This window comes from Sphingomonas pituitosa NBRC 102491, assembly GCF_001598435.1.
GTDB lineage: Bacteria > Pseudomonadota > Alphaproteobacteria > Sphingomonadales > Sphingomonadaceae > Sphingomonas > Sphingomonas pituitosa.
On sequence record NZ_BCYY01000002.1, the window covers coordinates 137,403 to 163,688 of the forward strand.

The 26,286-nt window shown below is 67.7% G+C and carries 27 protein-coding genes and 1 tRNA gene; 17 read left to right on the forward strand and 11 right to left on the reverse strand.

The window, feature by feature from the left end; all coding sequences use genetic code 11:
* Positions 1 to 10: 10 nt before the first annotated feature.
* The 3 genes from SPI01S_RS03210 to dapA all read right to left on the reverse strand — a co-directional run bounded on the left by SPI01S_RS03210 (position 11) and on the right by dapA (position 1,986).
* On the reverse strand, positions 11 to 553 hold the full coding sequence (locus tag SPI01S_RS03210; RefSeq protein WP_066718048.1) for a DUF2062 domain-containing protein: 543 nt from the start codon (positions 551 to 553) through the stop codon (positions 11 to 13).
* A 1-nt stretch (position 554) separates the two neighbouring features.
* The gene (gene smpB, locus SPI01S_RS03215; RefSeq protein ID WP_066718052.1) at positions 555 to 1,037 is read right to left on the reverse strand and encodes an SsrA-binding protein SmpB; all 483 of its coding nucleotides are present in this window, start codon (positions 1,035 to 1,037) and stop codon (positions 555 to 557) included.
* A gap of 67 nt (positions 1,038 to 1,104) precedes the next feature.
* Positions 1,105 to 1,986 (reverse strand): 4-hydroxy-tetrahydrodipicolinate synthase, encoded by an 882-nt coding sequence (gene dapA / locus SPI01S_RS03220; protein WP_066718055.1) that lies wholly within the window; start codon positions 1,984 to 1,986, stop codon positions 1,105 to 1,107.
* Between the two features lie 71 nt (positions 1,987 to 2,057).
* On the opposite strand from dapA, the gene SPI01S_RS03225 reads away from it, so the two are divergent.
* The 3 genes from SPI01S_RS03225 (at position 2,058) to SPI01S_RS03235 (ending at position 4,937) form a co-directional block, all read left to right on the forward strand.
* Entirely contained in the window at positions 2,058 to 4,049 is a 1,992-nt protein-coding gene (locus SPI01S_RS03225) for a lytic transglycosylase domain-containing protein (RefSeq protein ID WP_066718900.1), read from the forward strand.
* Between the two features lie 14 nt (positions 4,050 to 4,063).
* On the forward strand, positions 4,064 to 4,543 hold the full coding sequence (gene greB, locus SPI01S_RS03230; RefSeq protein ID WP_066718058.1) for a transcription elongation factor GreB: 480 nt from the start codon (positions 4,064 to 4,066) through the stop codon (positions 4,541 to 4,543).
* 115 nt (positions 4,544 to 4,658) lie between these two features.
* A complete protein-coding gene (locus SPI01S_RS03235) occupies positions 4,659 to 4,937 on the forward strand; it encodes an acylphosphatase (protein WP_066718061.1) in 279 nt (92 codons plus the stop codon).
* A 75-nt stretch (positions 4,938 to 5,012) separates the two neighbouring features.
* On the opposite strand, the gene ettA is transcribed toward SPI01S_RS03235, so the two are convergent.
* Positions 5,013 to 6,692 (reverse strand): energy-dependent translational throttle protein EttA, encoded by a 1,680-nt coding sequence (gene ettA / locus SPI01S_RS03240; RefSeq protein WP_066718064.1) that lies wholly within the window; start codon positions 6,690 to 6,692, stop codon positions 5,013 to 5,015.
* 338 nt (positions 6,693 to 7,030) lie between these two features.
* Here ettA and SPI01S_RS03245 point away from each other — a divergent pair, with 338 nt between their 5' ends.
* On the forward strand, positions 7,031 to 8,410 hold the full coding sequence (locus SPI01S_RS03245) for a M28 family peptidase (protein WP_066718067.1): 1,380 nt from the start codon (positions 7,031 to 7,033) through the stop codon (positions 8,408 to 8,410).
* Positions 8,411 to 8,559: 149 nt separating this feature from the next.
* A complete protein-coding gene (locus SPI01S_RS03250; protein WP_066718071.1) occupies positions 8,560 to 8,784 on the forward strand; it encodes a hypothetical protein in 225 nt (74 codons plus the stop codon).
* Between the two features lie 55 nt (positions 8,785 to 8,839).
* Here SPI01S_RS03250 and SPI01S_RS03255 read toward each other — a convergent pair whose 3' ends face one another.
* Entirely contained in the window at positions 8,840 to 9,427 is a 588-nt protein-coding gene (locus SPI01S_RS03255) for a PAS domain-containing protein (protein ID WP_066718074.1), read from the reverse strand.
* Positions 9,428 to 9,572: 145 nt separating this feature from the next.
* Between SPI01S_RS03255 and folE the strand changes: the two genes are divergently transcribed.
* Entirely contained in the window at positions 9,573 to 10,187 is a 615-nt protein-coding gene (folE, locus tag SPI01S_RS03260) for a GTP cyclohydrolase I FolE (protein WP_066718082.1), read from the forward strand.
* Between the two features lie 14 nt (positions 10,188 to 10,201).
* Entirely contained in the window at positions 10,202 to 11,149 is a 948-nt protein-coding gene (locus tag SPI01S_RS03265; RefSeq protein ID WP_066718084.1) for an NAD(P)/FAD-dependent oxidoreductase, read from the forward strand.
* On the opposite strand, the gene SPI01S_RS03270 is transcribed toward SPI01S_RS03265, so the two are convergent.
* On the reverse strand, positions 11,150 to 11,596 hold the full coding sequence (locus SPI01S_RS03270) for a DUF3429 domain-containing protein (RefSeq protein WP_066718087.1): 447 nt from the start codon (positions 11,594 to 11,596) through the stop codon (positions 11,150 to 11,152).
* An 89-nt stretch (positions 11,597 to 11,685) separates the two neighbouring features.
* Between SPI01S_RS03270 and SPI01S_RS03275 the strand changes: the two genes are divergently transcribed.
* The 3 genes from SPI01S_RS03275 to SPI01S_RS03285 are packed head-to-tail and all read left to right on the forward strand — an operon-like array spanning position 11,686 to position 14,900.
* A complete protein-coding gene (locus SPI01S_RS03275) occupies positions 11,686 to 13,218 on the forward strand; it encodes a cryptochrome/photolyase family protein (RefSeq protein ID WP_066718090.1) in 1,533 nt (510 codons plus the stop codon).
* A complete protein-coding gene (locus tag SPI01S_RS03280) occupies positions 13,211 to 13,582 on the forward strand; it encodes a thiol-disulfide oxidoreductase DCC family protein (RefSeq protein WP_066718093.1) in 372 nt (123 codons plus the stop codon). Before SPI01S_RS03275 ends, SPI01S_RS03280 begins: the two co-directional genes overlap by 8 nt.
* Complete coding sequence (locus tag SPI01S_RS03285; RefSeq protein WP_066718096.1) at positions 13,572 to 14,900, forward strand: ABC1 kinase family protein; 1,329 nt, start codon at positions 13,572 to 13,574, stop codon at positions 14,898 to 14,900. Before SPI01S_RS03280 ends, SPI01S_RS03285 begins: the two co-directional genes overlap by 11 nt.
* Here SPI01S_RS03285 and SPI01S_RS03290 read toward each other — a convergent pair.
* Positions 14,894 to 15,610, reverse strand: coding sequence for an SDR family NAD(P)-dependent oxidoreductase (locus SPI01S_RS03290; RefSeq protein ID WP_066718098.1), 717 nt, complete (start codon positions 15,608 to 15,610; stop codon positions 14,894 to 14,896). The two genes, SPI01S_RS03285 and SPI01S_RS03290, sit on opposite strands and share 7 nt — an antisense overlap.
* 144 nt (positions 15,611 to 15,754) lie before the next feature.
* Here SPI01S_RS03290 and SPI01S_RS03295 point away from each other — a divergent pair, with 144 nt between their 5' ends.
* The 5 genes from SPI01S_RS03295 to SPI01S_RS03315 are packed head-to-tail and all read left to right on the forward strand — an operon-like array spanning position 15,755 to position 20,449.
* Entirely contained in the window at positions 15,755 to 16,642 is an 888-nt protein-coding gene (locus SPI01S_RS03295) for a DUF481 domain-containing protein (RefSeq protein ID WP_066718100.1), read from the forward strand.
* A gap of 54 nt (positions 16,643 to 16,696) precedes the next feature.
* Complete coding sequence (locus tag SPI01S_RS03300) at positions 16,697 to 17,905, forward strand: hydrolase (RefSeq protein WP_066718102.1); 1,209 nt, start codon at positions 16,697 to 16,699, stop codon at positions 17,903 to 17,905.
* A 53-nt stretch (positions 17,906 to 17,958) separates the two neighbouring features.
* Positions 17,959 to 18,918, forward strand: a complete 960-nt coding sequence (gene astA, locus SPI01S_RS03305; RefSeq protein WP_066718903.1) for an arginine N-succinyltransferase — start codon at positions 17,959 to 17,961, stop codon at positions 18,916 to 18,918.
* A complete protein-coding gene (locus SPI01S_RS03310; protein WP_066718906.1) occupies positions 18,918 to 20,177 on the forward strand; it encodes an N-succinylarginine dihydrolase in 1,260 nt (419 codons plus the stop codon). Before astA ends, SPI01S_RS03310 begins: the two co-directional genes overlap by 1 nt.
* A gap of 59 nt (positions 20,178 to 20,236) precedes the next feature.
* On the forward strand, positions 20,237 to 20,449 hold the full coding sequence (locus SPI01S_RS03315; RefSeq protein WP_066718104.1) for a hypothetical protein: 213 nt from the start codon (positions 20,237 to 20,239) through the stop codon (positions 20,447 to 20,449).
* 45 nt (positions 20,450 to 20,494) lie between these two features.
* Here SPI01S_RS03315 and SPI01S_RS03320 read toward each other — a convergent pair.
* Positions 20,495 to 20,571 (reverse strand) — tRNA-Arg (locus tag SPI01S_RS03320).
* Between the two features lie 83 nt (positions 20,572 to 20,654).
* Here SPI01S_RS03320 and SPI01S_RS03325 point away from each other — a divergent pair.
* The gene (locus SPI01S_RS03325) at positions 20,655 to 21,152 is read left to right on the forward strand and encodes a hypothetical protein (protein WP_066718106.1); all 498 of its coding nucleotides are present in this window, start codon (positions 20,655 to 20,657) and stop codon (positions 21,150 to 21,152) included.
* 6 nt (positions 21,153 to 21,158) lie between these two features.
* On the opposite strand, the gene SPI01S_RS03330 is transcribed toward SPI01S_RS03325, so the two are convergent.
* Positions 21,159 to 21,683: a tetratricopeptide repeat protein gene (locus SPI01S_RS03330; RefSeq protein ID WP_066718909.1), complete on the reverse strand. Its 525-nt coding sequence runs from the start codon at positions 21,681 to 21,683 to the stop codon at positions 21,159 to 21,161.
* Positions 21,684 to 21,712: 29 nt separating this feature from the next.
* Positions 21,713 to 22,900, reverse strand: coding sequence for an RsmB/NOP family class I SAM-dependent RNA methyltransferase (locus SPI01S_RS03335; RefSeq protein WP_066718108.1), 1,188 nt, complete (start codon positions 22,898 to 22,900; stop codon positions 21,713 to 21,715).
* 169 nt (positions 22,901 to 23,069) lie between these two features.
* On the opposite strand from SPI01S_RS03335, the gene SPI01S_RS03340 reads away from it, so the two are divergent.
* Complete coding sequence (locus SPI01S_RS03340) at positions 23,070 to 24,818, forward strand: GGDEF domain-containing protein (RefSeq protein ID WP_245653451.1); 1,749 nt, start codon at positions 23,070 to 23,072, stop codon at positions 24,816 to 24,818.
* On the opposite strand, the gene guaB is transcribed toward SPI01S_RS03340, so the two are convergent.
* Positions 24,803 to 26,260, reverse strand: coding sequence for an IMP dehydrogenase (gene guaB, locus SPI01S_RS03345; protein WP_066718112.1), 1,458 nt, complete (start codon positions 26,258 to 26,260; stop codon positions 24,803 to 24,805). The genes SPI01S_RS03340 and guaB overlap by 16 nt on opposite strands.
* Positions 26,261 to 26,286: the final 26 nt, after the last annotated feature.

Genomic DNA, 26,286 nt, shown 5'->3' on the forward strand with positions numbered 1-26,286 from the left:
CCGTTCTGGATCAATGCGCTGCGCGACGGAGGTGCAACCGGCGCTTGCGCTTGCGGACGATCCACCACCGCCACAGCAGCCCGCTGCCGAAATAGCCCAGGATGGCAAGCACCACCGCCAGGGTGACGAGCCCGGTCAGCAACGCGGGGCCACCCTGGTGCAGCAGCCAGTCGAGCCAGCCTGGTGCGCCGTCCTTGAGAACGTCTCCAGACAGGCCCGGCCCGAGCATCCAGCTGCCGAGCCAATAGGCGGCGACCCAGAGAGGCGGCGTGGTGAAGGGATTGGTCAGAAAGGTCGTCGCGGCTGCAGCCGGTATGTTTGCACGGAGCGGCAGCGCGAGGACGGCTGAAGCGGGGATCTGGCCCATCGGCACGAGAATGCCAGTGAGCATGCCCAGTGCCACGCCGCGCGGCACCGAGCGGCGTGTGAACCGCCACAGCGACGAATGCATCACCCGCCCGGCCACCGGCTTCAGCCAGCGATTGGTCTCGATGGACTCGCGGCTTGGTACCGCCTTGTCGGCCAGGCGGCGCAGGCGGCCCGCCGGCGGCATCTCAGCCGCGGTCGCGGAGGATTCGCGACTGCTCGCGCTTCCAGTCGCGTTCCTTGATCGTCTCGCGCTTGTCATGCGTCTTCTTGCCCTTCGCCAGCGCCAGCTCCACCTTCGCGCGTCCCTTGCTGTTGAAATAGACCGACAACGGGACCAGCGTCATGCCTTCGCGGGCGACGGCGCCGTGCAGTTTGTTAATCTGGCGCTCGTTGAGGAGCAGTTTACGCGGCCGCTTGGGCTCGTGGTTGAAGCGGTTGCCGTGGCTGAACTCGGGGATGTTGGCGTTGACCAGCCACACCGCCTCGTTCTTGATTTCGGCATAGGCCTCGGCGATCGAGCCTTCGCCGAACCGGAGCGACTTCACCTCGGTGCCGGTGAGGACGAGGCCGGCTTCATAGGTCTGCTCGATGAAATAATCGAAACGCGCGCGCCGGTTCTCGGCGACGGTCTTTACTTTATCGAATTCCAGGGGACGTGGACGGGCCATAAGACCGCGGGATGTAGGGATGGACCGGCCGGAGCGCCAGCCGTTTGTTGGCGCTCCGGCCCGTTCCTCAAAGAAGGCCGGCGAATTCGAGCGCGGCGTCCACCGCCTTGCGGCTCGCCTCGCCCGCTTCAGTCATCGGCAGGCGAATATCCTGCGGAAAGCCGGCGCGGACCCGGCCCATCGCGTACTTGACCGGCCCGGGCGAGGCATCGGTAAACATCGCGATGTGGAGCGGATAGAGCTTGTCGTGCAGCGCGAGCGCCCCGGCAGTGTCGCCCGCCGCCCAGGCGGCCTGGAAATCGGCGCAAAGCTTCGGCGCGATGTTCGCCGTCACCGAGACGCACCCCACGCCACCCATCGCATTGAAGGCCAGCGCGGTCTCGTCATTGCCCGAAAGCTGGACGAAGCCGGTGCTGCAACCCGCGCGCTGTTCGGACACGCGGCTGAGGTTGCCGGTTGCATCCTTCACGCCGATGAACGTCTCCGGAAACGCCTGCACGATCCGCGCCATGGTGGCGGGCTGGATGTCGGTGACGGTGCGGCCGGGCACGTTGTACAGCACGATCGGCAGGTCGGTCGCCTCGGCCACCGCGGCGAAGTGCCGGAAGATGCCTTCCTGGCTCGGCCGGTTGTAATAAGGCGGCACCATCAGCGCCGCGTCGGCGCCGGCCTGCTGGGCGGCATGGACGTTGTCGATCGCCACCTTGGTGTCGTTCGAGCCCGCGCCCGCGAGGATCTTCACACGGCCTTTGGCCTGATCGGCACAGACCCGCACGACGTGGAAATGCTCGTCCTTGGGCATGGTCGCGGCCTCGCCGGTGGTGCCGCAGGGCACCAGCGCGGCGGAACCTTCGGTGATCTGCCATTCGACGAGCGCGCGGAAATCCTCCTCCGCGAACGCGCCGTCACGGAACGGCGTTACGAGCGCAGGGATCGATCCTGAAAACATCGCGCGGAATCATCCTCTTTTTCGGTATAAACGGGGTGGCAGATACGGTGCGATCTCCTATCATGTCCAGCATGGTCGGTACGGTACTCAAAGGCGCGTTGGTGTTCGCCGGTGTTTCGGGACTGGCAGCCTCCTCGCAGGTGACGCCTGCGATGCTGGCGGCCCTGGCAGGCGGCTTCGTGCCGCAGGCGCAGGCGCAATATGATCCGGTGAGCACGGCGCTGGCCGAATGGAAGCGTCTGCAGCAGTCGGACAATTACGCCTTTTCCGATTATGCCAATTTCCTGCTCGCCCATCCCGGCTGGCCCGGCGAGAAGAGCAGGCGTGCCGCTGCCGAGACGATCCTCGACAGCGGCGGGTCGATGCCGGACCTCGCCGTCCGCTTCTTCACCCGTTTCCCGCCGATCACCCCCGCCGGCCGGCTGCGCTATGCCGAGGCACTCGCCGCCACCGGCCGCCGGGCCGAGGCGGAGGACCAGGCGCGGCGTGCGTGGCGCTCGGGAATCCTGCGCACGGTCGACGAAAGCAAATTGCTCGCGTCGTTCAGTACCGTACTGCGCCCCGCCGATCATGACGCGCGCGAAGACATGCTGCTCTGGCAGGGCGCGACCAGCATCGCGACGCGGCAGCTGGCCTATACCTCGCCTGCGTTGCGGCCGGTGTTCGACGCGCGGATCGCCTACCGCACCAATGCCGTCGACGCCGCGAGCAAGGCAGCCCTTGCCGATGCGCGCGGCCAGTTCGACCATGGCTATATCGCCGATCGCGCCCGTTGGCTGGGCCAGACCGGCCAGACCCAGCTGATGCGCTCGTACCTCGCCCAGCCGCGGCGGATGGCCGGTTTTCCCGGCGATCCCGAGAAATGGTACGAGGTGCTGCTCTCCGCCGCGCGCGGCGCGCTGGCGGACGGGCAGTACGATCTCGCCTATCGGATCGCCTCGCAGGTTGACGACGCCTTCCCGTCCGGCACCGACGTGAGCGACCTCTCGCTCGGCGTGCGCGACGACTATACCAGCATCACCTGGCTCGCGGGCACGGTGGCGCTCTACAATCTCGGCCGGCCGAATGACGCCGTCGGCATGTTCGCGCGCTACGGCCACGGATCGAAGACGCCGGGCACCCAATCCAAGGGCCTGTACTGGGCCGGTCGCGCCGCCGAAGCGGCCGGCAATGCATCCGGCGCGCGCGCCTATTATGCGAGCGCCAGCGGCTTCCCCGACCTGTTCTACGGCCAGCTCGCAGCCGAGCGGATGGGGCAGCCGCTGCAAGGGCCCCGCAACCTGGCCGGCAAGACCGCTGCGCCCGGCGCCCGCGATGCCTTCTACCGCCGCGAGCTCGTCCGCGCCGCGCAGCTGCTCGGCCAGATGGGCAATCGCAGCGACCAGAGCCTGTTCCTGCGCAAGATTGCCGAGGATGCGACGACCGAGGACGACCACCTCCTCGCCGCCGACCTCAGCCGCACGCTGGGCCGGCCGGACCTGGGCGTGATGGTGGGCCGCAGCGCGCTCCAGAACGGCCTGTCGGACTATAGCGCCGCCGGCTACCCTTCGGTGAAGGTGCCGGAGGGGCAGCGCGATTACTGGACCATCATCCACGCGATCGCCCGCCAGGAAAGCCAGTTCAACCGCGACGCGGTGAGCCGCGCCGGCGCGCGCGGGCTGATGCAGCTGATGCCGGGCACCGCGCGCGAGACCGCCGGCAAGCTCGGCATGGGCTACGATCCGGGCGCGCTCAACGCAGATACCGATTACAACATCCAGCTCGGCTCAAGCTATTTCCAGCGGATGCTGACCTATTATGGCGGCTGCTATCCGCTTGCCGTCGCCGCGTATAATGCCGGTCCGGGCAATGTGAACAAGTGGCTGCGCGCCTATGGCGATCCCCGGCTGCCCGGCGGCGACGTTGTCCGCTGGATCGAGCAGATCCCGATCTTCGAGACCAAGAACTATGTCCAGCGCGTACTGGAAAACGCCGTGGTCTACGATCTGATGAACCCCTCCTATGCCCGCAGCAAGGGCACGGCGAACCTCAGCTGGTATCTGGGCAAGAGCCGGCCGGGCTGATAGCGCTGGCGGCGATGAACGATCGCCCCAACTATATCACGCCTGCAGGCTATGCGACGCTCAAGGCCGAGTATGACCAGCTCTTCGGGCAGGAGCGCCCCAAGCTGGTCGACACCATCTCATGGGCGGCGGGCAATGGCGATCGCTCGGAGAATGGCGATTACATCTATGGCCGCAAGCGGCTGCGCGAGATCGACCGCCGGCTGGGTTTCCTCGCCCGGCGGATGAAGGCGGCCAAGGTCGTCGATCCCACCCGCCAGGAAGATCGCAGCGGCGTGTTCTTCGGCGCATGCGTGACGATCGCCGACGAGGACGACAACCAGCGCATCCTCACCCTGGTCGGCGACGACGAGGCCGATGCCGGCAAGGGGCTGGTGGGGTGGAACGCCCCGCTCGCCCGAGCGCTGCGCGGCGCGCGGGTGGGCGATCTGCGCCGCGTCACCCTGCCCGCCGGCGAGCGGGAATATGAAGTGATCGCAATTACGTATCCCTGACGCGCCGGGAACTGCACCGATTGCGGCGGACCGTGTTCGCTCTGTGCTTCCGATTTGTCCCAGACTGCTACAGATGGAGCGCGCCCGGATGGTCGGGCGAGTGTAAAGGGAGCGTATGGCGCAGCAGCGAATCCTGGTTTCGGGACGGGTACAGGGGGTCGGCTATCGCGACTGGGTGGTGCGGACCGCGCAGCGCGGCGGGCTGACGGGCTGGGTCCGCAATCTGCGCGACGGCAGGGTGGAGATTCTTGCGGCAGGCGAAGACACGGCGCTCGGCCTGTTCGTCGAGGCGTGCCGCGAAGGCCCGCCACTCGCCCGCGTGGCGCATGTCGAAAGCGAGGCAGTGCCCGAGGACAAGCCGCACAAGGGCTTCACCAAGCGCTTCACCGCCTGAACGAAGCGGCAGCCGGACACAGAAAAGGGGCCGCTTCGTATCCCGAAGCGGCCCCTTTCCTTTGCGGCTATCCGATCAGCGCGTCAGCTTCTTGTAGGCCAGCGCGGTCGGACGATCGGCGGCATCGCCCAGGCGACGGCGCTTGTCTTCCTCATAGGCTTCGAAGTTACCCTCGAACCATTCGACATGGCTGTTGCCTTCGAAGGCGAGGATGTGCGTGGCCAGACGATCGAGGAAGAAGCGATCGTGGCTGATGACCACGGCGCAGCCCGCGAAATTCTCGATGGCTTCTTCCAGCGCGCCCAGCGTTTCCACGTCGAGATCGTTGGTCGGCTCGTCGAGCAGCAGCACGTTGCCGCCGCGCTTCAGCATCTTGGCGATGTTGACGCGGTTGCGCTCACCGCCCGAAAGCTTGCCGACGATCTTCTGCTGGTCCGCGCCCTTGAAGTTGAACGCACCCACATAAGCGCGCGTCGACTGGTCGTGGCCGTTGATCTTCATGTAGTCGAGACCGTCGGAGATTTCCTGCCAGACGTTCTTGCTGTCATCCAGGTGGTCGCGGCTCTGGTCGACATAGCCGAGGCGCACGGTCGAGCCGATGTCGATCTCGCCGGTATCCGGGGTTTCCTGGCCGGTGATCAGCTTGAACAGCGTCGACTTGCCGGCGCCGTTCGGCCCGATCACGCCGACGATGCCGCCCGGCGGCAGCATGAACGAGAGGTTCTCGAACAGCAGCTTGTCGCCATAGGCCTTGGAGATGTTCCTGGCTTCGATCACCTTGCCGCCCAGGCGCTCGGGCACCTGGATGACGATCTGGGCCTTGCCCGGCGTGCGGTTTTCCTGGCTGGCGACCAGCTGCTCGAACTTGGCGATACGCGCCTTGGACTTGGTCTGGCGCGCCTTGGCACCCTGCCGGATCCAGGCGAGCTCGTCCTGGATCGCCTTCTGGCGGCCCGAGGCCTCGCGGTCCTCCTGCTCCAGGCGCTTGCCCTTCTTTTCCAGGTAGGTCGAGTAATTGCCCTCATACGGGAAATACTTGCCGCGATCGATTTCGAGGATCCACTCGACCACATTGTCCAGGAAGTAGCGGTCGTGGGTGATCATCAGCACCGCGCCGGCATACTCCTTGAGGTGGTTTTCCAGCCAGTTGACGCTCTCGGCGTCGAGATGGTTGGTCGGCTCGTCGAGCAGCAGGATCGACGGCTTCTGGATCAGCAGCCGGGTCAGCGCGATGCGGCGCTTCTCACCGCCCGACAGATTCTCGACCGGCCAGTCGGACGGCGGGCAGCGCAGCGCTTCCATCGCGATCTCGAGCTGGTTGTCGAGGCTCCAGCCGTCGACCGCGTCGATCTTCGCCTGGAGATCGCCCATCTCCTCCATCAGCGCGTCGAAATCGGTGTCGTCCTTGGGATCGCCCATCTCGGCCGAAATGGCGTTGAAGCGATCGACCATGTCCGCCACTTCGCGCGCGCCGTCCTTGACGTTCTCGAGCACGTTCTTGGTCGGATCGAGCTGCGGCTCCTGCGGCAGATAGCCGACGGTGATGTTCTCGCCGGGCCATGCCTCGCCGGAGAAATCCTTGTCGATGCCGGCCATGATCTTCATGAGCGTCGACTTACCCGCACCGTTCGGACCGACGATGCCGATCTTGGCGCCCTGGTAGAATTGCAGGTTGATGTTGTTCAGCACCGGCTTGGGGGCGCCGGGGAAGGACTTGGTCATGTCCTTCATGACAAAGGCGTATTGAGCGGCCACGGTGGCGGATCTCCGTTGCGAAAATTCTGAATGCTGGAAAGTCGTGCGGCATGTAGCGATGCGGGCGGAAGTTGGCAACGCAGGGGTTGAGCGGCGCCATCAAGCCTCTCCTCCTCGGAGGAGGCGTTGGGGGTGGAGGGATTGCAGAACGCCCGTCGGCTTCGGTGAGGCACGGCCTCAACCCAACCCAGTGTCAGGTCGGTCAAGCCCCCGGCCTGGCCTGAACCGCGTGGGCGCGTTTCACCTGACACTCCGGAAGGGGCGGAGCTTTCATAGTTCGCCGCCCAAACCATTCATCGCCCATTGCAATCGGTCTGGCGCTGGTTAGCATCCGCAGCATGACCAAGCGCCTCCTGCTCGCGGCCGCTGCCGCCTTCGCCCTGCCCGTTCCCGCTCTCGCCCAAACCGCCGCGCAGGTCGCGAGCGTACGTGATGCCGCGATGAAGGACGACGTCGCCTGGGACGTGGTGGAAGGCCTTACCACCGAGATCGGCCAGCGTCTCGCCGCGACCGAAGCCGAGGCACGCGCCCGGGCGTGGGGAGTGCAGAAGCTGACGGCGCTCGGCTTCAAGAACGTGCATGTCGAAACCTATCGCATGCCGGTGTGGGTCCGCGGCGTGGAGACCGCCGAAGTGCTCGGCGGCTCGGCGCAGAAGCTGACCGTGGCCGCGCTCGGCTATTCCGGCTCGACCGGCGCACAGCCGCTGGAGGCCGAGGTCGTCTATTTCGCCTCGCTCGCCGAGCTGCAGGCAGCGGCCGCCGGCAGCCTGAAGGGCAAGATCGCCTTTATCGACCATGCAATGGTGCCGACGCAGGACGGCTCGCAATATGGCTATTACGGCGCGGTCCGTCGGGCCGGCCCCAGCATCGCGGCGACCAAGGGCGCCGCCGCCGTGCTGATCCGCTCGATCGGCACCGACCATCACCGCAACCCGCACACCGGCGTCACCACCTGGGCCAAGGGCGTCTCGCCGATTGCCGCCGCCGCGCTCTCGGTGCCGGATGCCGAGCAGCTAGTGCGGCTGGTCAAGCGCGGGCCTGTCAAGCTGCGGCTGAGCATAACCCCGCAGTTCAAGGGCGAGGCCGAGTCCGGCAATGTGATCGCCGATATCCCCGGCAGCGATTCGACCGCCGGCATCATCGTCGTCGGCGGCCATCTCGACAGCTGGGACCTGGGCACCGGCGCGATCGACGACGCATCGGGCGTGGCGATCACGACCGCGGCCGCGCTCCAGGCGGCCAAGATCGGCCAGCCGCGCCGCACGATCCGGGTCGTGTGGTTCGGGGCCGAGGAGGTCGGCGGCTTCGGCGGCACCGCCTATGCCAAGGCGCATGGCAAGGAGCGTCACGTCCTTGCGATGGAATCGGATTTCGGTGCGGACCGCGTCTGGAAGTTCGAGACCAACCTGCCGGAGGGCGCCAAGGCGATCGGCGACCGGCTGGAAACCGCGCTCTATCCGCTCGGTATCGAGCGCGGGCGCGAAAAGGCGCATGGCGGCACGGACGTCGAGCCGATCCTGGCACTGGGTGTCGGCACCATCGGCCTGAACCAGGACGGGCTCCGCTATTTCGACCTGCACCACACGCCGGACGATACGCTCGACAAGATCGATCCCGCTCAGCTTCGCCAGAACGTCGCCGCCTGGGCCTCGATGCTGGCGATCGCGGCGAACGCGCCCGAGGACATCGGGCCGGTCGCGGCTGACAAGGGCGAGTAATCGCCCGTCCCGAATTCGGGCGAAAACATGGCCAAGTCACGGCGATGCGACATATTTGCGTTTGACGCATTGCTCGCCGTGGCCCATGCAGCGGGCTTGATGCGCAGCTCCTTTCGACTGCGCAACGGATTTGATGTGGGAGCACCCGGATGAGCAAGCTTCGCCTGATGGCCGCGGCAACCCTGCTGATGCCGCTGGCGGCATGCGGCGGCGGTGAAAGCAACGTGGCGGACGGTGCGAACGTCGCGCCCGAGGCCAATGCGATGATCTACCAGAACGATGCCGAGGATCGCGCCAATGCCGAAGCCGACGCGATGATCGGCAATGCCGCGCCGGACAATGGCGCCGAGATGCCGGCCGGCAACGCGCAGTAAGCGCTATCGCCGAACAGCCCAGGGGCGTCCCGTGCGGGCGCCCCTTTTTCGTGGGTCAATAGCCCGCTTCGATCGCCATCCGCACCGCGTCGGCCGCGGTTCGCACGCCCAGCGCCCGGAACATGGCGGCACGGTGCATCTTGATCGTCCGCTCGGTCAGGCCAAGGTCGTAGGCGATCTGCTTGTTGAGCTTGCCCGCCGCCATGGCGATCAACACCGCGCGCTGGCGCGGCGACAGCGCATCGATCTTCTCGCGCGCGATGGTGGCCCGGTGGGCGGTACCTTCCTTCGGGCCCTCCACCTCCATCTGTGAGCCGAGGAAATATTCGAGCTCTCCGTCCTCGCCGAAGATCGGCGCGACCAGCAGGGCATTGCGGAACGGCGTACCGTCCTTCTTGTAGTTGAGAATCTCGACCATCACCGGCCGTTTCTCGCGCACACCGGCGCTCAGCGCCTCGCTGAGCCAGGGTTCGGTCTTGTCGCCGGCGAGAAACCGGCAATTGCGACCGATGATCTCATCCCGACGATAGCCCGTCAGGGTGATGAACGCATCGTTGCAATCGACAATGGGGTTGTCGGGAAGTCGTGGGTTGCTCAGCACCGCGGCGACGGCGCTTCCGGCGATCATGTCGGCTAGTGGCATTGGTCGGCTTTCTGCATCCCGTTGGGGTCGCGTAACTGCATACCCTTTTGTCCATGTTCCCGGTTTCACCCGGGTTCCTCATGTGGAGGACACTCGATGCCGGCGTGCCACGCAAACGCTGCCGGTGAAACGAAAGGTAGGCCCGATGAACTTCTTCTGCAACGATATAGAACGGGCCGAAAACGAAACAGGCGGCGAGATGGTCCCCGACGAGGTGCAGGAAGCGGTCCGCACCTTGCTCCGTTGGGTCGGCGAAGATCCCGAGCGCGAGGGTCTGCGCGACACGCCGCTCCGGCACGCCAAGGCCTGGCGCGAATATTGCGCCGGCTATGACGAGGACCCCGGCATGCACCTGGCCCGCACTTTCGAGGAAGTGGCGGGCTATGACGAGATCGTGCTGCTGAAGGACATTCCCTTCCAGTCGCATTGCGAGCACCACCTTGCGCCGATCATCGGCAAGGCTTCGATCGCCTATCTGCCCAAGGACCGGGTGGTCGGCATCTCGAAACTGGCGCGCGTCCTCCACGGCTATGCCCGCCGCCTGCAGATCCAGGAGCGGCTGACCGCGGAGATCGCCCAGGCGATCTGGGAGCATCTGAAGCCCGCCGGCGTCGCGGTGGTGATCGAGGCGCAGCACGGCTGCATGACCGGCCGCGGCGTGAAGACGCACGGCGTCGGCATGGTGACCAGCCGCATGCTGGGCTGCTTCCTCGAGGATCGCAGCAGCCGTGCCGAGCTCATGTCGCTGATGGGCTATTGAGCGGGCACGCGCAGATGGACGTGGTGATCCTCGGTGCCGGCATCGCCGGCCTTGCCTGTGCCGACCAGTTGCGTGCCGCCGGGCACCGGGTGACCCTGTTCGACAAGGGGCGCGGCCCCGGCGGGCGCATGTCGACGCGCCGGGTCGAGATCGATGGACAGACGCTCCAGTTCGATCACGGTGCGCAGTATTTCACGGTCCGCGACGACCGGTTCCGCCGACAGGTACAGGACTGGCAGGCCCACGGCGTGGCAAGCCCGTGGCACGAAGCGGGCCCGGACGCCTGGGTAGGCACACCGGCGATGAATGCGCCGGTCCGCCACATGGCGTCGGCGCATCGCGTGCATTTCGGGCATCATGTCGTCGGCCTCACCCGCAATGCGCAGGGCTGGCATGTGCGCCTGCAGGAGCAGCAGCACGGCCCCTTCGACGCCGCCATCATCGCGCTGCCGGCCGAGCAGGCCGCCGCGATCCTGGGCACGCACGACCTGATGATGGCCGCCGATGCCATGGCGGCGCGTTCGCAGCCCTGCTGGACGGCGATGATGGCGTTCGAGGATCGCGTGCCGATCGCCGCCGACAGCATCCGTCACCAAGGGATCATCGGCTGGGCCGCGCGCGACGGTGCCAAACCCGGCCGCAACGATGGCGAGACCTGGGTGGTCCAGGCGCATGCTTCCTGGTCGGCCTCGCATCTCGAGAACAGCGCCGATGCGGTGGCGCAGGCGCTGCTCGACGCGCTGCTCGCGCATGCCGAGGATAAGGTGCCGGCCGTCCGCTACCTCGCCGCGCACCGCTGGCGCTTCGCGATGACGCCGGGCATCGACAAGGGCGCGCTGTGGAACGGGTCGCTCCGGCTGGGCGCGTGCGGCGACTGGCTGCAGGGGCCGCGCGTCGAGCTTGCCTGGCTGTCCGGCCATCGGCTGGGCACGATGATCGACGCCGCCGCGGCGGCCGCCTAGTTACAGCATCGCAAGCGAAAGGGTCAGCGCGCCGAGTCCGGTCGAGAGCTGGAGGCGGAGCGCGATCCAGCCGTGTACGAGCGACTGGTTACGCGCCAGCACGAGGTCCACGATCGGCGAAAGCAGGATCGCCGCGCCGAGCGCCAGCAGCGCGTCCCCGGTCGTCCAGCCGAGAAGGCGGAGCAGCATCAGCCCCCAGGCGATCAGCGACGGCAGTACGGCGACGCCGAACAGTCCGGGCGAGGCCCGCCCGCGCGCAACGCCCTGCCCCCACCACAGTCCGCCGAGGAAGCTGAAGATCAGCGCGGCATAGCCGAACCCGGCGTCGAGCAACGACGCACGGTGCATCGGCAGCAGCACCAGGCCGGCGGCGCAGCCGACCAGCGGCAGCAGCCCGGCATAGCCGAGAAGCCGCGCAGCAGGGGGGAGCGAAGCATGGGTTTCCATGCAATCGGGATCGCCCGCACACCGCCAGCGCTCAACCTGTCCGAAAAGACATCGCGCTCCACGGCGCCTCCGGCCCCACATGGCACCCCATGGCCCGGCTGATCCTCCTCCTCGGCGACCAGCTCAGCGCTGGCATCGCAGCGCTCGCCGAGGCAGACCCGGCCGACGACGTGGTACTGATGGCGGAGGTGGCCGAGGAGGCCGGCTATGTACCGCATCACAAGAAAAAGCTCGCTTTCGTCTTCGCCGCGATGCGTCATTTCGCCGAGGAACTTCGCGCGGCCGGCTGGCAGTTGCGCTACACGCGCCTCGACGATCCGGAGAACAGCGGCAGCCTGGTCGGCGAGATCGCCCGCGCCCGTGCCGCGCTCGACGTCGAGGAGATCCTCTGCACCGAACCCGGCGTGTGGCGCCTGCGCCAGGCGCTGGCGGCGGTACCCGGCCTCACGCTGCTCCCCGACAACCGCTTCCTGATCGACCCGGCGGGGTTTCGCGCCTGGGCGCAGGGCCGCCACCAGCTCCGGATGGAGTATTTCTACCGCGACATGCGCCGCCGTACGCGATTGCTGATGGACGGTGACCAGCCCGCCGGCGGGGAATGGAACTACGACCACGACAATCGCGGGACCCCACCGCACGGCACCACGCCGCCACCCCTGCCCGCCTTCGAGCCCGATGCGATCACCCACGAGGTGCTGCGTCTGGTAGAGCAGCGTTTTCCCGACAATTTCGGGGACCTGCAGCCGTTCACGCTGGCGGTCACCCGCGCTGACGCCGAGGCAGCACGCGATCACTTCCTCGCCCACGCCCTGCCCCGCTTCGGCGACTATCAGGACGCCATGCGCCGCGGCGAGCCCGTGCTGTTCCACGCCCATCTTGCGCTTTACATGAACATCGGCCTGCTCGACCCGCTCGACCTCTGCCGCCGCGCCGAGGCCGAATGGCGGGCGGGCCGGGTGCCGATCAATTCGGCCGAGGGGTTTATCCGCCAGATCCTCGGCTGGCGCGAATATGTCCGCGGCATCTACTGGCTCCACATGCCGCACTATGCCGACGCGAACGCGCTGGAGGCGCATCGGCCGCTCCCCGACTTCTACTGGACTGCCGAAACCGATATGGCCTGCATGCGCGACGCGGTCGAGCAGACCCGCGCGCATGCCTATGCCCACCATATCCAGCGGCTGATGGTCACCGGCAATTTCGCGCTGCTGGCGGGCATCGACCCCTATCTGGTCCATGTCTGGTACATGGCGGTCTATGCCGATGCCTATGAGTGGGTGGAAATGCCCAACACGATCGGCATGGCGCTGTTCGCCGATGGCGGGATCATGGGCTCCAAGCCCTATGCGGCGAGCGGCGCCTATATCGACCGCATGTCCGATTATTGCACCGACTGCCGCTACAGGGTGAAGCTGAAGGCCGGCCCCGACGCCTGCCCGTTCAACTATCTCTACTGGGATTTCATCGCCCGCCACCGCGATCGCTTCGCGCGCAACCAGCGGATGGGACCGATCGTGCGCAATCTCGACCGGATGAGCGACGACCGAAAGGCGGAGATTCGCGCGGACTCCGCTCGCTTCCTCGACGCGCTGGTGCCGGCGGGGAGCCGCTGGGGTGGCTGAGACGCTCACGGTCTGGTATGATGGCGGCTGCCCGCTCTGCACCCGCGAGATCGCGCTGATGCGGCGGCTGGACCGGCGCGGCCATCTTCGCTTCGTCGACGTCAGCGACGCCGCCAGCGCGTGCCCGCTGGACCGCGGAGACCTGCTTGCCCGCTTCCATGTGAGCGACGCACGCGGCCGCTTCTACAGCGGCGCCGCGGCCTTTGCGGCGATGTGGCGGGCGATCCCGCTGCTGCGGCCGCTGGGGCTGCTGGCATTGCTGCCGGGGATGACCTGGGTGCTCGAACGGCTCTATCGCGCGTTCCTGCGCGTTCGGCCCAAACTGCAGCGCTGGGTGCGCGAAAGGGATCGGCATGGCGGATGATCGTTACGAGGGCCGCGCACGGCCGGTTCCGAAAGGTCGCCTGTCGCGTTTCGGCGTGATGGGGCGGCTGGCCGGCGGCGTTGCGGGCAATGTTCTGGCAGAGGGCGCCAAGCGCCTTGTGGCTGGTGAGCGACCGCAGCTGCGCGACCTCGTCCTCACCCCCGGCAACGTCGCCCGCGCCACCGAGCAGCTGGCCCAGTTGCGGGGCGCAGCGATGAAGCTGGGGCAGATGCTCTCGCTGGATGCCGGCGATGTGCTGCCGGACGAGCTTACCCAGATCCTCGCCCGCCTGCGCGACCGCGCCCACCACATGCCGCCCGCCCAGCTCCAGCAGGTGCTGGCACGCGAATGGGGGGCGGACTGGCGGCGGCGCTTCGCGCTGTTCGAGGCGCATCCGATTGCGGCGGCGTCGATCGGCCAGGTCCACCGCGCGCGTCTGCCCGACGGGCGGCTACTGGCGATCAAGGTCCAGTATCCCGGCGTTCGCGAGAGCATCGATGCCGATGTCGACAATGTCGCGACGCTGCTCCGCCTCTCCGGGCTGCTGCCCAAGGGTCTCGATATCGCGCCGCTGCTCGGCGAGGCCAAGCGCCAGCTCCACGACGAGGCGGATTATGTCCGCGAGGCAGCGATGATGACGCGCTATGCCGATCACCTCGCCGGCGACGACCGCTATCTGGTGCCGCGACCGTTCGCGGAACTGTCGACCACCAACGTGCTCGCGATGGACTATATCGCGGCCAAGCCGATCGAGACGCTCGAAGCCGCCGATCAGGCGGAGCGGAACCGGGTTACCACCGCGCTGATCGACCTGGTGCTCCACGAGCTGTTCCGCTTCGCCTTCATCCAGACCGATCCCAATTTCGCCAATTATCGCTACCAGCCGGAGAGCGGACGCCTGGTGCTACTGGATTTCGGCGCAGCGATGCCAGTTTCCGATGCGATCGCAAAGGGATACCGCGACCTATTGGGCGCCGGCCTTAGCAGCGACCGCGACGCTGTACGCCGTGCCGCACTGGAACTGGGCTTCTTCAGCGCGGCAGCGCTCGAGCGGCACCCGGCGGTGATCGATCGCATGATCGCGCTGATCCTCGAACAGACCGATCGCGCCGACGAGTTTGACTTTGGCGACCGCAGCTTCCTGCAGGCGGTGCGCGGCGAGGGGATGCAGATGGTGGAGGATCGCGCCGTCTGGCACGTACCGCCTGCCGACACGCTGTTCGTCCAGCGCAAGATCAGCGGCATGGCCCTGCTCGCTGCGCGGCTGAAGGCCCGGGTCGCACTGCGCAGCCTGGTAGGCGCGCGGCTCGCTCAATAAGGGAGGCGGCTACCGTCCCAGGCGAACAGCCCACCGGAATCCGCCGGGGTCAGATGGTTCAGAACGTCCAGAAGGTAGCCTGCACTTTGCGCTGAACTGAAAAGCTTTTCTGGCGCCACCCCACGCTGGAACGGCGCGGAGAGGCCGGTATCCACGGTCCCCGGATGCAGCGCCGCCACGATCGCCTGGGGATGGGTGCGGCGCAGTTCGATCGCGAGGTTCACCAGCAGCATGTTGAGCGCAGCCTTCGACGCGCGATAGCTGTGCCACCCGCCCAGCCGGTTGTCGGCGATCGAGCCCACCTTGGCGGACAGCGCCGCGAAGACGCTCCGCCGGTCACGGGGCAGCAGCGGCGCGAAATGCTTTGCGATGAGCGCGGGGCCGATGGCATTGACGGCAAACAGCTCCGCCATCGCCGCAGGATCGATCGCCCGCAGCGCCTTTTCAGGTGCGGGGCCGCCGCTGCGATGCAGCATGCCGGTGGCCACGAACACCAGATCGACCTGGCCCTCGATACCCGCCGCCGCGCGTGCGATGCTCGCTTCGTCCTGAAGATCGAACGCGAAGGGCATGCGCTTTGCGTGCGTGGAGGCCGTCGGACGGCGGCTGCCGGCATGGATCCGCGCGATCGACGGATCAGCCGAAAGTTGCGCCACCAGCGCATTGCCGATGCCGCCCGATGTACCGAAGACGACGATCTGTTTGCCCATGCAGGAACCTCGCTTTGCCCTCGTTTCGATCCTGGCTGGCGCGGCTGCAACCTGTCCGCAGGGCCGCGACTGAGGCCGTGCGTTGTGCAGATGCGATAACCTGCCCTTTTTGCGCCCCGAAACTATGGCTAGGACGGAGCCGTCATGCGCGCCTTGCTCCTCGCCCTTCCGCTACTGCTTGCGAACACGGAGGATCCGCCGATCCCGCCGACGATCAAGGCGATGCTCGACGCGGCGATGAGTTCTGGCAACGAGGCCGACGTCGCCGTCATCGTCAAATATGCGAAGACTGCGGACCCGGCGAGCGCGCCGCTCGTCGCCAGGTTGGCGGGCGACTGGCGCTCTAAGCGTCGCGAAGTCGCCCAGCAGGCGCTGCGCGAGGCGCATTTCCTCCAGCTGGTGAAGGGCCATGTCGAGCTGGGCGGCTATGTGCAGACCGGCAATTCCGAGAATATCGGCGTCACCGCCGCCGCCGAAGTGAAGCGCGAAGGCATCGAGTGGCGCCACAAGGTGCGGGTGCAGGCCGATTATCAGGAGAGCCTGGGGTTCACCACGCGCGAGCGCTACCTCGCCGCCTATGAGCCGAACTGGAAGTTCGATGCCCGCGCCTACATGTACGGCGCGGCGCAATATGAAAGCGATCGCTTCTCGGGCTTCGGGGATCGTGTATCGCTCTCCGCCGGTGCCGGCTACAGCGCCATCAAGAGTTCGGCGATCAAGCTCGATCTCGAACTCGGCCCCGCCTATCGCTACACGCGCTTCATCGGCGCGCCGACCGAGAACAACATCGCCGCGCGCGGCTCGCTCGATTTCGCCTGGCGGCTATCGCGCGGCATGTCGCTCACCCAGACGGCGTCGGCCTATATCGAGAAGGACAACAGCACCGTCGCCACGAAGTCGGCGTTGCTGGCCAGGCTGATCGGGCCGCTCTCGGCGCAGTTCAGCTACACGGTCCAATATGAAAGCGCGCCGCCGCTCGGTCGCCTGACCACCGACACCACCAGCCGGGCGGCGCTCGTCGTCGATTTCTGATCGCGGCTCGGCCGGGGGTGTTCAACCGCCCCGGTTCCGGGCTACGACAGCCGCATGGGAATGCTATCCGCGATCGAACGGACGGCAATCGAGCGCGCACGAGCCGCGCCGATGCTGGAGAGGACAATTCAGTGGGCGGCCATCAACAGCGGCACCCGCAACCTGGCGGGGCTCGCGGCGATGGCGGCGACGCTGGCGGACGCCTTTTCGGTGCTGCCGGGAACGCTGGACCTGGTCGAACCCGATCCGGTGGAAACGGTGACGCCCGCAGGTACCGTCGAACCGCTGGCACATGGTCGCCACCTGCTGCTGACGACGCGGCCCGAGGCGCCGGTGCAATTGCTGTTCACCGGCCATATGGATACGGTGTTCGGCGCCGATCATCCGTTCCAGGCGATTAGCTGGCGGGAGGATGGCTGCCTGAACGCACCCGGCGCCGCCGACATGAAGGGCGGCCTCGCCCTGCTGCTGGCGGCGCTGGAAGCCGCCGAGGCGAGCCCGCTTGCGGCGCACTTTGGCTATACCGTGCTGATCAACTCGGACGAGGAAACGGGATCGCTTTCCTCGCAGGCCCTGATCGCCCGCGCGGCACGGGGCAAGGCGGCGGCGCTCACCTATGAGCCGGCGCTGCCGGACGGCACGCTCGCCGGGGCGCGCGGCGGCACCGGGAATTTCTCGCTGGTCGTGCATGGCCGCAGCGCCCATGCCGGCCGCAACCCCGAGGAGGGCCGCAACGCATTGGTCGCCACCGCCGCATTGGCGGTGATGCTGGCCGATGCGAAGGCGCCCGGATTGTCGGTCAACCCCGCGCGGATCGACGGCGGCGGTCCCAATAATGTCGTGCCGGACCTCGCCGTTCTGCGGGTAAACTTCCGCCCCGGCGACGCTGCCGCCACGGCGCTGGCGCAAGCCGCGCTCGACACTGCGATCGCGCGCGTTTCCGCCGAGCACGAGGTCGAGATCGCGCTCCACGGCAGCTTCAACCGGCCCCCGAAGCCGATCGATCCCGCCGCCGCGCGCCTGTTCGACCTCGTCCACGGCGCCGGCGCGGATCTCGACATCCCGATTGCCTGGAAAGCGACCGGTGGCGTTTGCGATGGCAACAATATCGCCGCCTGCGGCGTGCCGGTGGTCGACACCATGGGCGCCCGCGGCGGCGCCATTCATTCGACGGAGGAATTTCTGGTCCCGGACAGCCTGCCCGAGCGCGCCGCGCTCTCGGTTCTCACCATCCTTCGCCTGGCCGAGCGAGGCCGGCCTTGAACAGCTTCCGCATCCGCGCCGCGCGTGACGAGGATCTTCAGCATCTCTACGAGATGGCCAAGCTAACTGGCGGTGGATTCACGAATTTGCCGCCGGACAGGCCAGCCCTTCGCGCCAAGCTGGATCGCAGCCATGCCGCCTTCGCCCGCAGCGAGGAGGAAGACGCCTCGGACGACCTGTTCGTGCTCATCCTCGACAATGTCGAAACCGGCGAAGTCCGCGGCACCTGCCAGATCTTCACGCGCGTCGGCGAGAAATGGCCGTTCTACAGCTATCGTATCGGCACGGTGACCAAGCACAGCCAGGAACTGAAGCGAACTTTTCGCGCTGAAATCCTAAGCTTGGTAAATGATCTTGAGGGCTGCAGTGAAGTAGGAGGCCTGTTCCTCCACCCGGGCGAGCGCGCCGGCGGGCTCGGCCTGCTGCTCGCGCGCAGCCGCTACATGTTCATTGCCCAGCACCGCGCGCGCTTTGCCGACCGTATCCTTGCCGAGCTGCGCGGGGTGATCGACGAGGCCGGCGGCTCGCCCTTCTGGGACGGCGTGGCCGGACGCTTCTTCGGCATGAACTTCCAGCAGGCCGACGAATTCAACGCGACCCATGGCAACCAGTTCATCGCCGATCTGATGCCCAAGCATCCGGTCTACACCGCCATGCTGTCGGAGTCGGCGCGATCGGTGATCGGCCTGCCCCACCCCTCGGGTCGCGCAGCCATGCGAATGCTTGAAAATGAAGGATTTGCGTTCGAAAGCTACATCGACATCTTCGATGGTGGTCCGACCATGACGGCACGCACGGACCAGGTAAAGACAGTTCGCGAGGCGCAACGGGCGACGGTTGCGGCGATCGGCGGCGGCGGCGAACCGGCGCTGGTCGCGGCCGGGCAGCTTGCGGGATTCCAGTCCGCGCTTGCGCAAGTCGCCCAGGGTGACGAGGGTGTGGTGATCGATCCGATAGCGGCCGCCGCACTCGGCCTGGCGGTGGGCGACGAGATCCTGTGGGTGGCGCGCTGATGCTGGTCGAGATCAACTTCGACGGGATCGTCGGCCCCAGCCACAATTATGCCGGACTCAGCCCCGGCAATCTCGCGGCCACGCGCAATCGCGGCGCGCTCTCGCATCCGCGTGCGGCGGCGTTGCAGGGCATCGCCAAGATGCGCGCCAATCTGGCGCTGGGGCTATGCCAGGGCCTCTTCCTGCCGCACGCAAGGCCGGACCGGCGCTGGCTGGCGCAGCTGGGGCTCGACTATGCGCAGGCTCCGTCGCACACCCAGGCCCAGGCGCTGTCCGCCTCGCCGATGTGGGCAGCGAATGCCGCCACCGTCTCGCCGGCCCCGGATACCGCCGACGGCCGTTGCCATCTGAGCGTCGCCAATCTGGTGACGATGCCGCACCGCAGCCATGAGTGGCCGGAAACCCTGGCGCAACTCCGCCTCGCCTTCGCCGATCCCGTCTTCGCGGTGCACGGACCCGTGCCCGCGCCCTTCGGCGACGAAGGCGCGGCCAACCATATGCGGCTGGCCGGTGCGCCGGACACGCCGGGCATCGAGGTCTTCGTCTACGGCATTGCGGGCGGTCCCTATCCGGCGCGCCAGCATCCCGATGCCAGCGCTGCCATTGCCCGCCGCCACCTGCTCGATCCGACCCGGACCTTCTTCGTCCAGCAATCGGAGGAAGCGATCGCTGCCGGCGCCTTCCACAACGACGTCGTCGCGGTAGCGAACGGCCGGGTGCTGTTCGCGCACGAGCACGCCTTCGCCGACAAGGATCGCTTCTATGGCGAACTGCGCATGGCGATGCCGGAGGTGGAAATCGTCGAAGTGCCTGCCGACCAGGTGAGCCTGGCCGACGCGATCGCGTCCTACCTCTTCAATGCCCAGCTGGTCACCCTGCCCGGCGGCGAGACGGCGCTGATCGTCCCGGGCGAGGCGCGGGATACGCCGGCCGTATGGAACTGGCTGGAGGCGCACGTCGCGGGCAATGGCCCCATCCGGCGGGTGGAAGTGGTCGATGTGCGCGAGTCCATGGCGAATGGGGGCGGACCTGCCTGCCTGCGCCTGCGCGTGGTGGCAGATCCGGCCACGGTGGACCCGCGCTTCCTGGTCGACGATGCCAAGCTCGATCGGATTGCAAGCGTCGTGGAGGCACATTGGCCCGAGGCGATCGATCCCGACGCCATCGCCGATCCGGCCTTGATCGCGCGCGTCGAGACCGCGCGCACGGCCTTGCTGGAGGCGCTCGACCTTGTCGGGTTAATTGACAGTTTACCATGAGGGCGGTCTGAAAAGCGGGAGTTTTCTGCGGCTGGCACGCACCTTGCTGCGTGCCGCCCATGCTGTATCGCATCGGGCGCCTGTTCGTCATCAAGTCGAAGTTCGAAGCATTTCTGGTGATCTTCGGGCTCGCCAACGGCGCGGTCGAGCGCGGCTTCCATTACATGAGCCTGTATCCGGGGATCGGCGGCAAGCTGCTGTTCGCGGTGTGCCCGATCGCCGTGTTCATGGCAGGCGCGCGCATTCTCGACAGCCTGGAGGCGCGGGGCTGACCACAAACACAAACCCCCGCCGAGCTGGGCTCTGGCGGGGGGATATGGTGCGCCCGGAACGATTCGAACGTCCGACCCTCAGATTCGTAGTCTGATGCTCTATCCAGCTGAGCTACGGGCGCCTGGTGGAGGCGAGCGTTTATCGGCGGATTCGCAGGAGCGCAACCCCGTTGCGCCAAGTTTTCCACAGGCATATGGCAAACCCATGCGATCGCTTCCCCTTCTCGCCCTGGGCGCTGCGCTGCTCGCCGGCTGCGCCCAGACCAGCACGCGCTATCCTTCGCTGCTTCCACGCGCCAACGAAGGGCTGAACTTCACCGAACCGGAGCGTCCTGCGCCCCAGGCGACGCCGGATGCCGCGCTCGATGCCCGCATCGCGGCGCTCGCCGCGACGATCGATTCGACCGATCGCGATTTCAAGGCTGCGGCGAAGGAGGCAGAATCGAAGGTCACCCGTGCGCGCGGCATGGCGGCGGGCACCAGCCCCTGGCTCGATGCGCAGACTGCGCTGAGCGTGTTGGACGGGCTGCGGTCCCGCGCCGCGGTGACATTGGCGGACATGGACCAGCTGCGTATCGAGCGGGCCCAGACCGGCGCTCCCGATTATCCGGCACTCCAGGCGGCGATGGACCGCGCAGGCGCCATCGTTGCCGCGCAGGAAAGCCGTGCCCGGGCGCTGGAGGCGGCGATCGCCCCCAGCTGAGCGCCGTCAGGGCTTGGCCGCGTCCTTGGACGGGCTGCCGGTGGCGGCGACCGGGGTCGGCGTGGGCACCGGTGTCGGCGGCGGCCCCTTGGCGATGCTCGCTGCCAGCGTGGTCGCGTCGGCACAGGCGGCCTTGCAGATCGTCTTGATCTTGGCGAGGTTGTCCTTCGCCCGCGTCATTGCGCCCTTGGCGACCATCGCCTCGCCCTGGCCTCGCAGCGCCGTGACGTCGTTGGGATCGAGCTTCAGCGCCTCGCCATAGAAGCGGATCGCCTTGCCGGGGAGGGTCTGCGCACGCGCGATGTCGGCCAGCAGCACGAACGCCTCGCGATTGCGCGGATCGACCGTCAGCGCGCTTTCCAGCAGATCATTGGCACCGCCCAGATTGCCCGCAGCCTGCGCGCTGCGCGCCTGGCGCACCAGCTCGACCGAGCGCGGATCGAGCTGGCTGTCCGGCCGCTGCGCGTGGAGGCTGGTCGAGACCGTCAGCACCAGTAGCGCCGTCGCAACCGAGATCGTCGTGAACCGCATCAACATCTCCGAAACTCCATGGCCCTGCGCTAGCATTGCCGCACCAGCTTCGCGACAAAAAACCCGTCGGTGGTGTCGTGCAGGGGCGTCAGCCGCAGGCCGTCGCCACGCAGCCGCCCCGCCGGTGAAACGAGCGGCACCGCGGACCAGCCCGCCTGGGCGGCCAGAAAGCGCTCCACCTGCCCTGCCCCCTCCGCATCGAGCAGCGAGCATACGATATGCACCAGGGCACCGCCGGGCCGCACCAGCCGGGCGGCGACATCCAGCAGATGCGCCTGCGTGTCGACATAGCGGTCGAGCTGCGCGGGCGTGAGCCGCCACCGCGCTTCCGGATTGCGGCGCCACGTGCCCGTTCCCGAGCAGGGCGCGTCCACTACCACCAGGTCCGCCCGTTCGCGCCAATCGGCCAGCCGATCGTTCTCGCGGCCCGGATCGAGCAGAAGCGTCTCGGCGATGGTCACCCCTGCCCGTTCGGCGCGCGGCGTCAGCCGCGACAGGCGTGGCCGATCGACGTCGCAGGCGAGGATCGTGCCGCGATTCTCCATCGCCGCCGCCAGCGCCAGCGTCTTGCCGCCCCCCCCTGCGCACAGATCGATCACCGTCATCCCCGGTGCCGCGCCGGCAAGCGCGCTTACCAGCTGGCTGCCGGCGTCCTGTACCTCGAACTGACCGGCGACGAACGCATCGGTGCGGTCTACCGGCGTATCCTCGGGCAGACGGATGGCGTCGGGCGCGAAGTCGAGCCGTTCGGCGCCGTCGAAGGTCTCGGCGATTTCCGCCCGCGTCGCCTTCAGGCGATTGACCCGCAGGTCGAGTGGCGCACGGTCGAGCAACGCGGTCCGTTCGTCGCCGCCCAACCCAGAGGCCTCCAAGGCGGCTTCCAGCCAGGCCGGCGCGACGCCCTGCGCGGCGACCGCCTCCCCGTCGGTGATCGGCGCGGGACCGTAATGCGAGCCGTCGAACCATTCGGCCAATTCGGGCCGTGCCCGGGCGACGGCCAGCATCGCGGCGCGACCCGAAGCCGGAATCTCTCCGGAATGGCGGATCGCATCGTAGACGAGCGCGCGCACGGCGCGGCGATCCTTGGAACCGGCAAAGCGGCGCTCGGCAAACCAGCGCGCAAGGATCACGTCCGCTGCGGCGCCGCGGTCTCGCGCCGCCGTGATGATGAGGTCGAGAAGGTCGATGGCCATTTGAACGCGGGCGGCAGGTTTCATGGCGGGAGCGCTAAGCCCAATGCGGGACGAATGCAAAGCCGCGACGGCGAAGCCTTAGGTTTCAGGTGGATAGCGCCCGGGCGCAAACCTTTGTAAACGACGCTGCGCGCAGGATGGGAGCGTGCTGATTTTGGGGGTAGTAGTTTCGGTGCGGAAGCCGGCCGGTCTGGTGCTGTTTCGTTGCTTGCTGCTCGGCCTGCTCTGCCTGCTGGCGAGCCCCGCGCATGCCTCGGCGGTGCCTGCCGCCGGGCGCCTTGCCGTCTGCCATGCCGTCACCACGCTGGACGCGCCGGATGCGACCGGCCGGACTCTGCCGTTCGCCTGCGCGGGGAAACCGCAACGCTACCAGTCGGCGAGCCTGTGGCTGCGTATCGATCCACGCCCAACCGCGCATGGCGGCGGGACGACGGCGCTGCTCATCCACAACACCCGTTTCGACCGCATGCTGGTCATGTTCGACTATGCGGACGGCACAACCGAGACGCAGCGCGTCCGCAGCGGCGCCTTTGGCGACCATTGGAGGCCCGGTGCGCAGATCGCCTTCCGGCCCCAGGACGGCAAGGCGCGTCTCCTCCGCATCACGCTCCGCATCGATCGCCTGAACAGCTACCCCCTGCTGCGCATGCGCCTGCTGGATGCCGGCGAGGCGGACATCGAGACGACGATCCTCGCCGGACTGATCGGCGCGGCGCTCACGCTGCTGCTGACCGGCGCGCTCTACAACCTCACGCTGGCGACGGGGGTCCGCCGCCAATATCTCGCCTGGCAAGGTGCCTGGGCGGGCAGCGTGTTCCTGTGGGGCACGGTCTGGTCGCAATTCGGACTGCTCGTGGCGCCGGGGCTGGCGGGAACGGTCGCGGCCCAGCTTTCCACGGCGATTTCCGTCCTCTCGATCCCGTTCGCGGCGCTCAGCATCACCACCGCGCTCGCCCCCGGCATGGCGCCCCGCCTTCTCAAGCGGGCAGCCCTGGCGCTGGGAGCCGCGGTCCTGCTGATCGGCATTCCGGCAGCACTCGTGCGAGGCCCAGTGCTGGAGAGCCTCGCCCCCCTGCTCTCCATCACCGTGCTGGGTACGTTGCTATGCGCGATGTTGTGCCTCGCCTTCGGGCTGCGGCGGGGTAGCCCGGAAGCGCGCGACCTGCTCGGTGCCTGGTCGATCCCGTCGGCGGCGCTGGCGCTGACCCAGATCGTCGACATCGGCAGCAGCCTTTGGGGCGGCGGGCCGCAGATCCTCGTGCTGTTCGCATCGGCCTGGCAGACGATCTGGCTCTCGATCGCCGCCAGCCGCCGCCTCGCCCGGCTGCGCACCGAGCGGGACGTGGCCCGCGCGGCGGAAGCGCGCGCGAGCGAGCTCGCCGGGCGGGACCCTCTCACCGGAATCCGCAACCGCCGCGGCTTCGTCGATGCCTTGGAAGCCCTGATGTTAGCGACCGACGCGGAAGGGGCGCCGCTTGCGCTGCTGCTGATCGACATCGATCGCTTCAAACGGATCAACGACGAGCACGGCCATGAAGCAGGCGACGTGGTGCTGTGCGCCATCGCCAGCCGGCTGGCGCGATGGGAAGGCCCGATGTGCACGGTCGCCCGGCTGGGCGGCGAGGAGTTTGCGATGATGGTCGCGCATCTCTCCGGTCAGGCGCTGATCGGCTTCGCCGATCATGTCCGGCAGGAAATCGCCGCCTGCGACCACCGCGCCGTCATCGGTGCGCAGCAGGTGACGATCAGCATCGGCGTGGCGGAGGCGGGCAAGCGCGACGACTTCACCGGGCTGTATCGGGACGCCGATCGCGCCCTTTATGCGGCCAAGCGCGGCGGCCGCAACCGCGTCAGCCACGCCGCCGCCGGCGACGCGCAGGTGCCGGCCGCCGGCGGGCAAGCCCCCGCGGCGACCGGCCTGGGCAATCAGCGCGTCGGGTAGTTCGGCGCTTCGCGGGTGATCGTCACGTCGTGGACGTGGCTTTCCTTGAGGCCCGCATTGGTGATGCGCACGAAACGCGCCTTCTTCTGGAATTCGGGCAGCGTCGCCGCGCCGACATAGCCCATCGACGCCTTCACGCCGCCGACCAGCTGGTGGATCACGTCGCGCGCCGGGCCCTTGTACGGCACCTGGCCCTCGATGCCTTCCGGCACCAGCTTGAGCTGATCCTTGATGTCCTGCTGGAAATAGCGATCGGCCGAGCCCTTGGCCATCGCGCCCACCGATCCCATGCCGCGATACGACTTGTAGGCGCGGCCCTGGTACAGGAAGGTTTCGCCCGGCGCTTCCTCGGTGCCCGCGAGCAGCGAGCCGATCATCGCCGCGCTGGCACCGGCGGCCAGTGCCTTGGCGATGTCGCCCGAGGTGCGGATGCCGCCGTCGGCGATCACCGGAATGCCCGACTTGGCGGCTTCCTCGGCCGCATCCATCACCGCGGTGAGCTGCGGCACGCCGACGCCGGCGACGACGCGGGTGGTGCAGATCGAGCCCGGCCCGATGCCGACCTTCAGGCCGTCCGCGCCCGCGCCGATGAGTGCGCGCGCGGCTTCGGCGGTCGCGATGTTGCCCGCGATCACCTGGACGCGGTTCGAAAGCTTCTTCACCCGCTCGACCGCTCGGCTGACGTCCTTGTTGTGGCCGTGCGCGGTGTCGATCACGATCAGGTCGACTTCAGCATCGACCAGCGCCTCGGTGCGCGCGAAGCCCTTGTCGCCGACGGTCGTCGCCGCGGCGACGCAGAGGCGGCCGGTGCCGTCCTTGGTGGCGTGGGGATAGGTGACGGCCTTCTCGATGTCCTTCACCGTGATCAGGCCGACGCAGCGATAGGCCTCGTCGACGACCAGCAGCTTCTCGATCCGGCGCTGGTGGAGCAGCCGGCGCGCTTCTTCCTGCGCGACGCCGAGCTGTACCGTGGCGAGGTTCTGGTGCGTCATCAGCTCGGAAACGAGCTGGTTCGGGTTCTCGGCGAAGCGGACATCGCGGTTGGTCAGGATGCCGACCAGCTTGCCATCGGCTTCCACGATCGGGATGCCGCTGATCCGGTGCCGCGCCATCAGCGCCTGCGCATCGGCCAGCGTGCCGGTCGGCGCCATGGTGATCGGGTTGACGACCATGCCGCTCTCGAAGCGCTTGACCAGGCGTACCGCCTCGACCTGCTCTTCCACTTCCATGTTGCGGTGGAGCACGCCGATGCCGCCAAGCTGCGCCATCACGATCGCCATGTCGGCCTCGGTGACGGTGTCCATCGCGGAGGAGAGGATCGGGATATTGAGCGCCAGGCTCTTGGTCACGAAGGTGCGCGTATCCGCCATGCTCGGCACGATTTCGGATTCGCCCGGATAGAGGAGGACGTCGTCGAACGTTAGGCCGAGGGGGATTTCCATGGGGGTGCGCCAAATCCTTGAGTCGA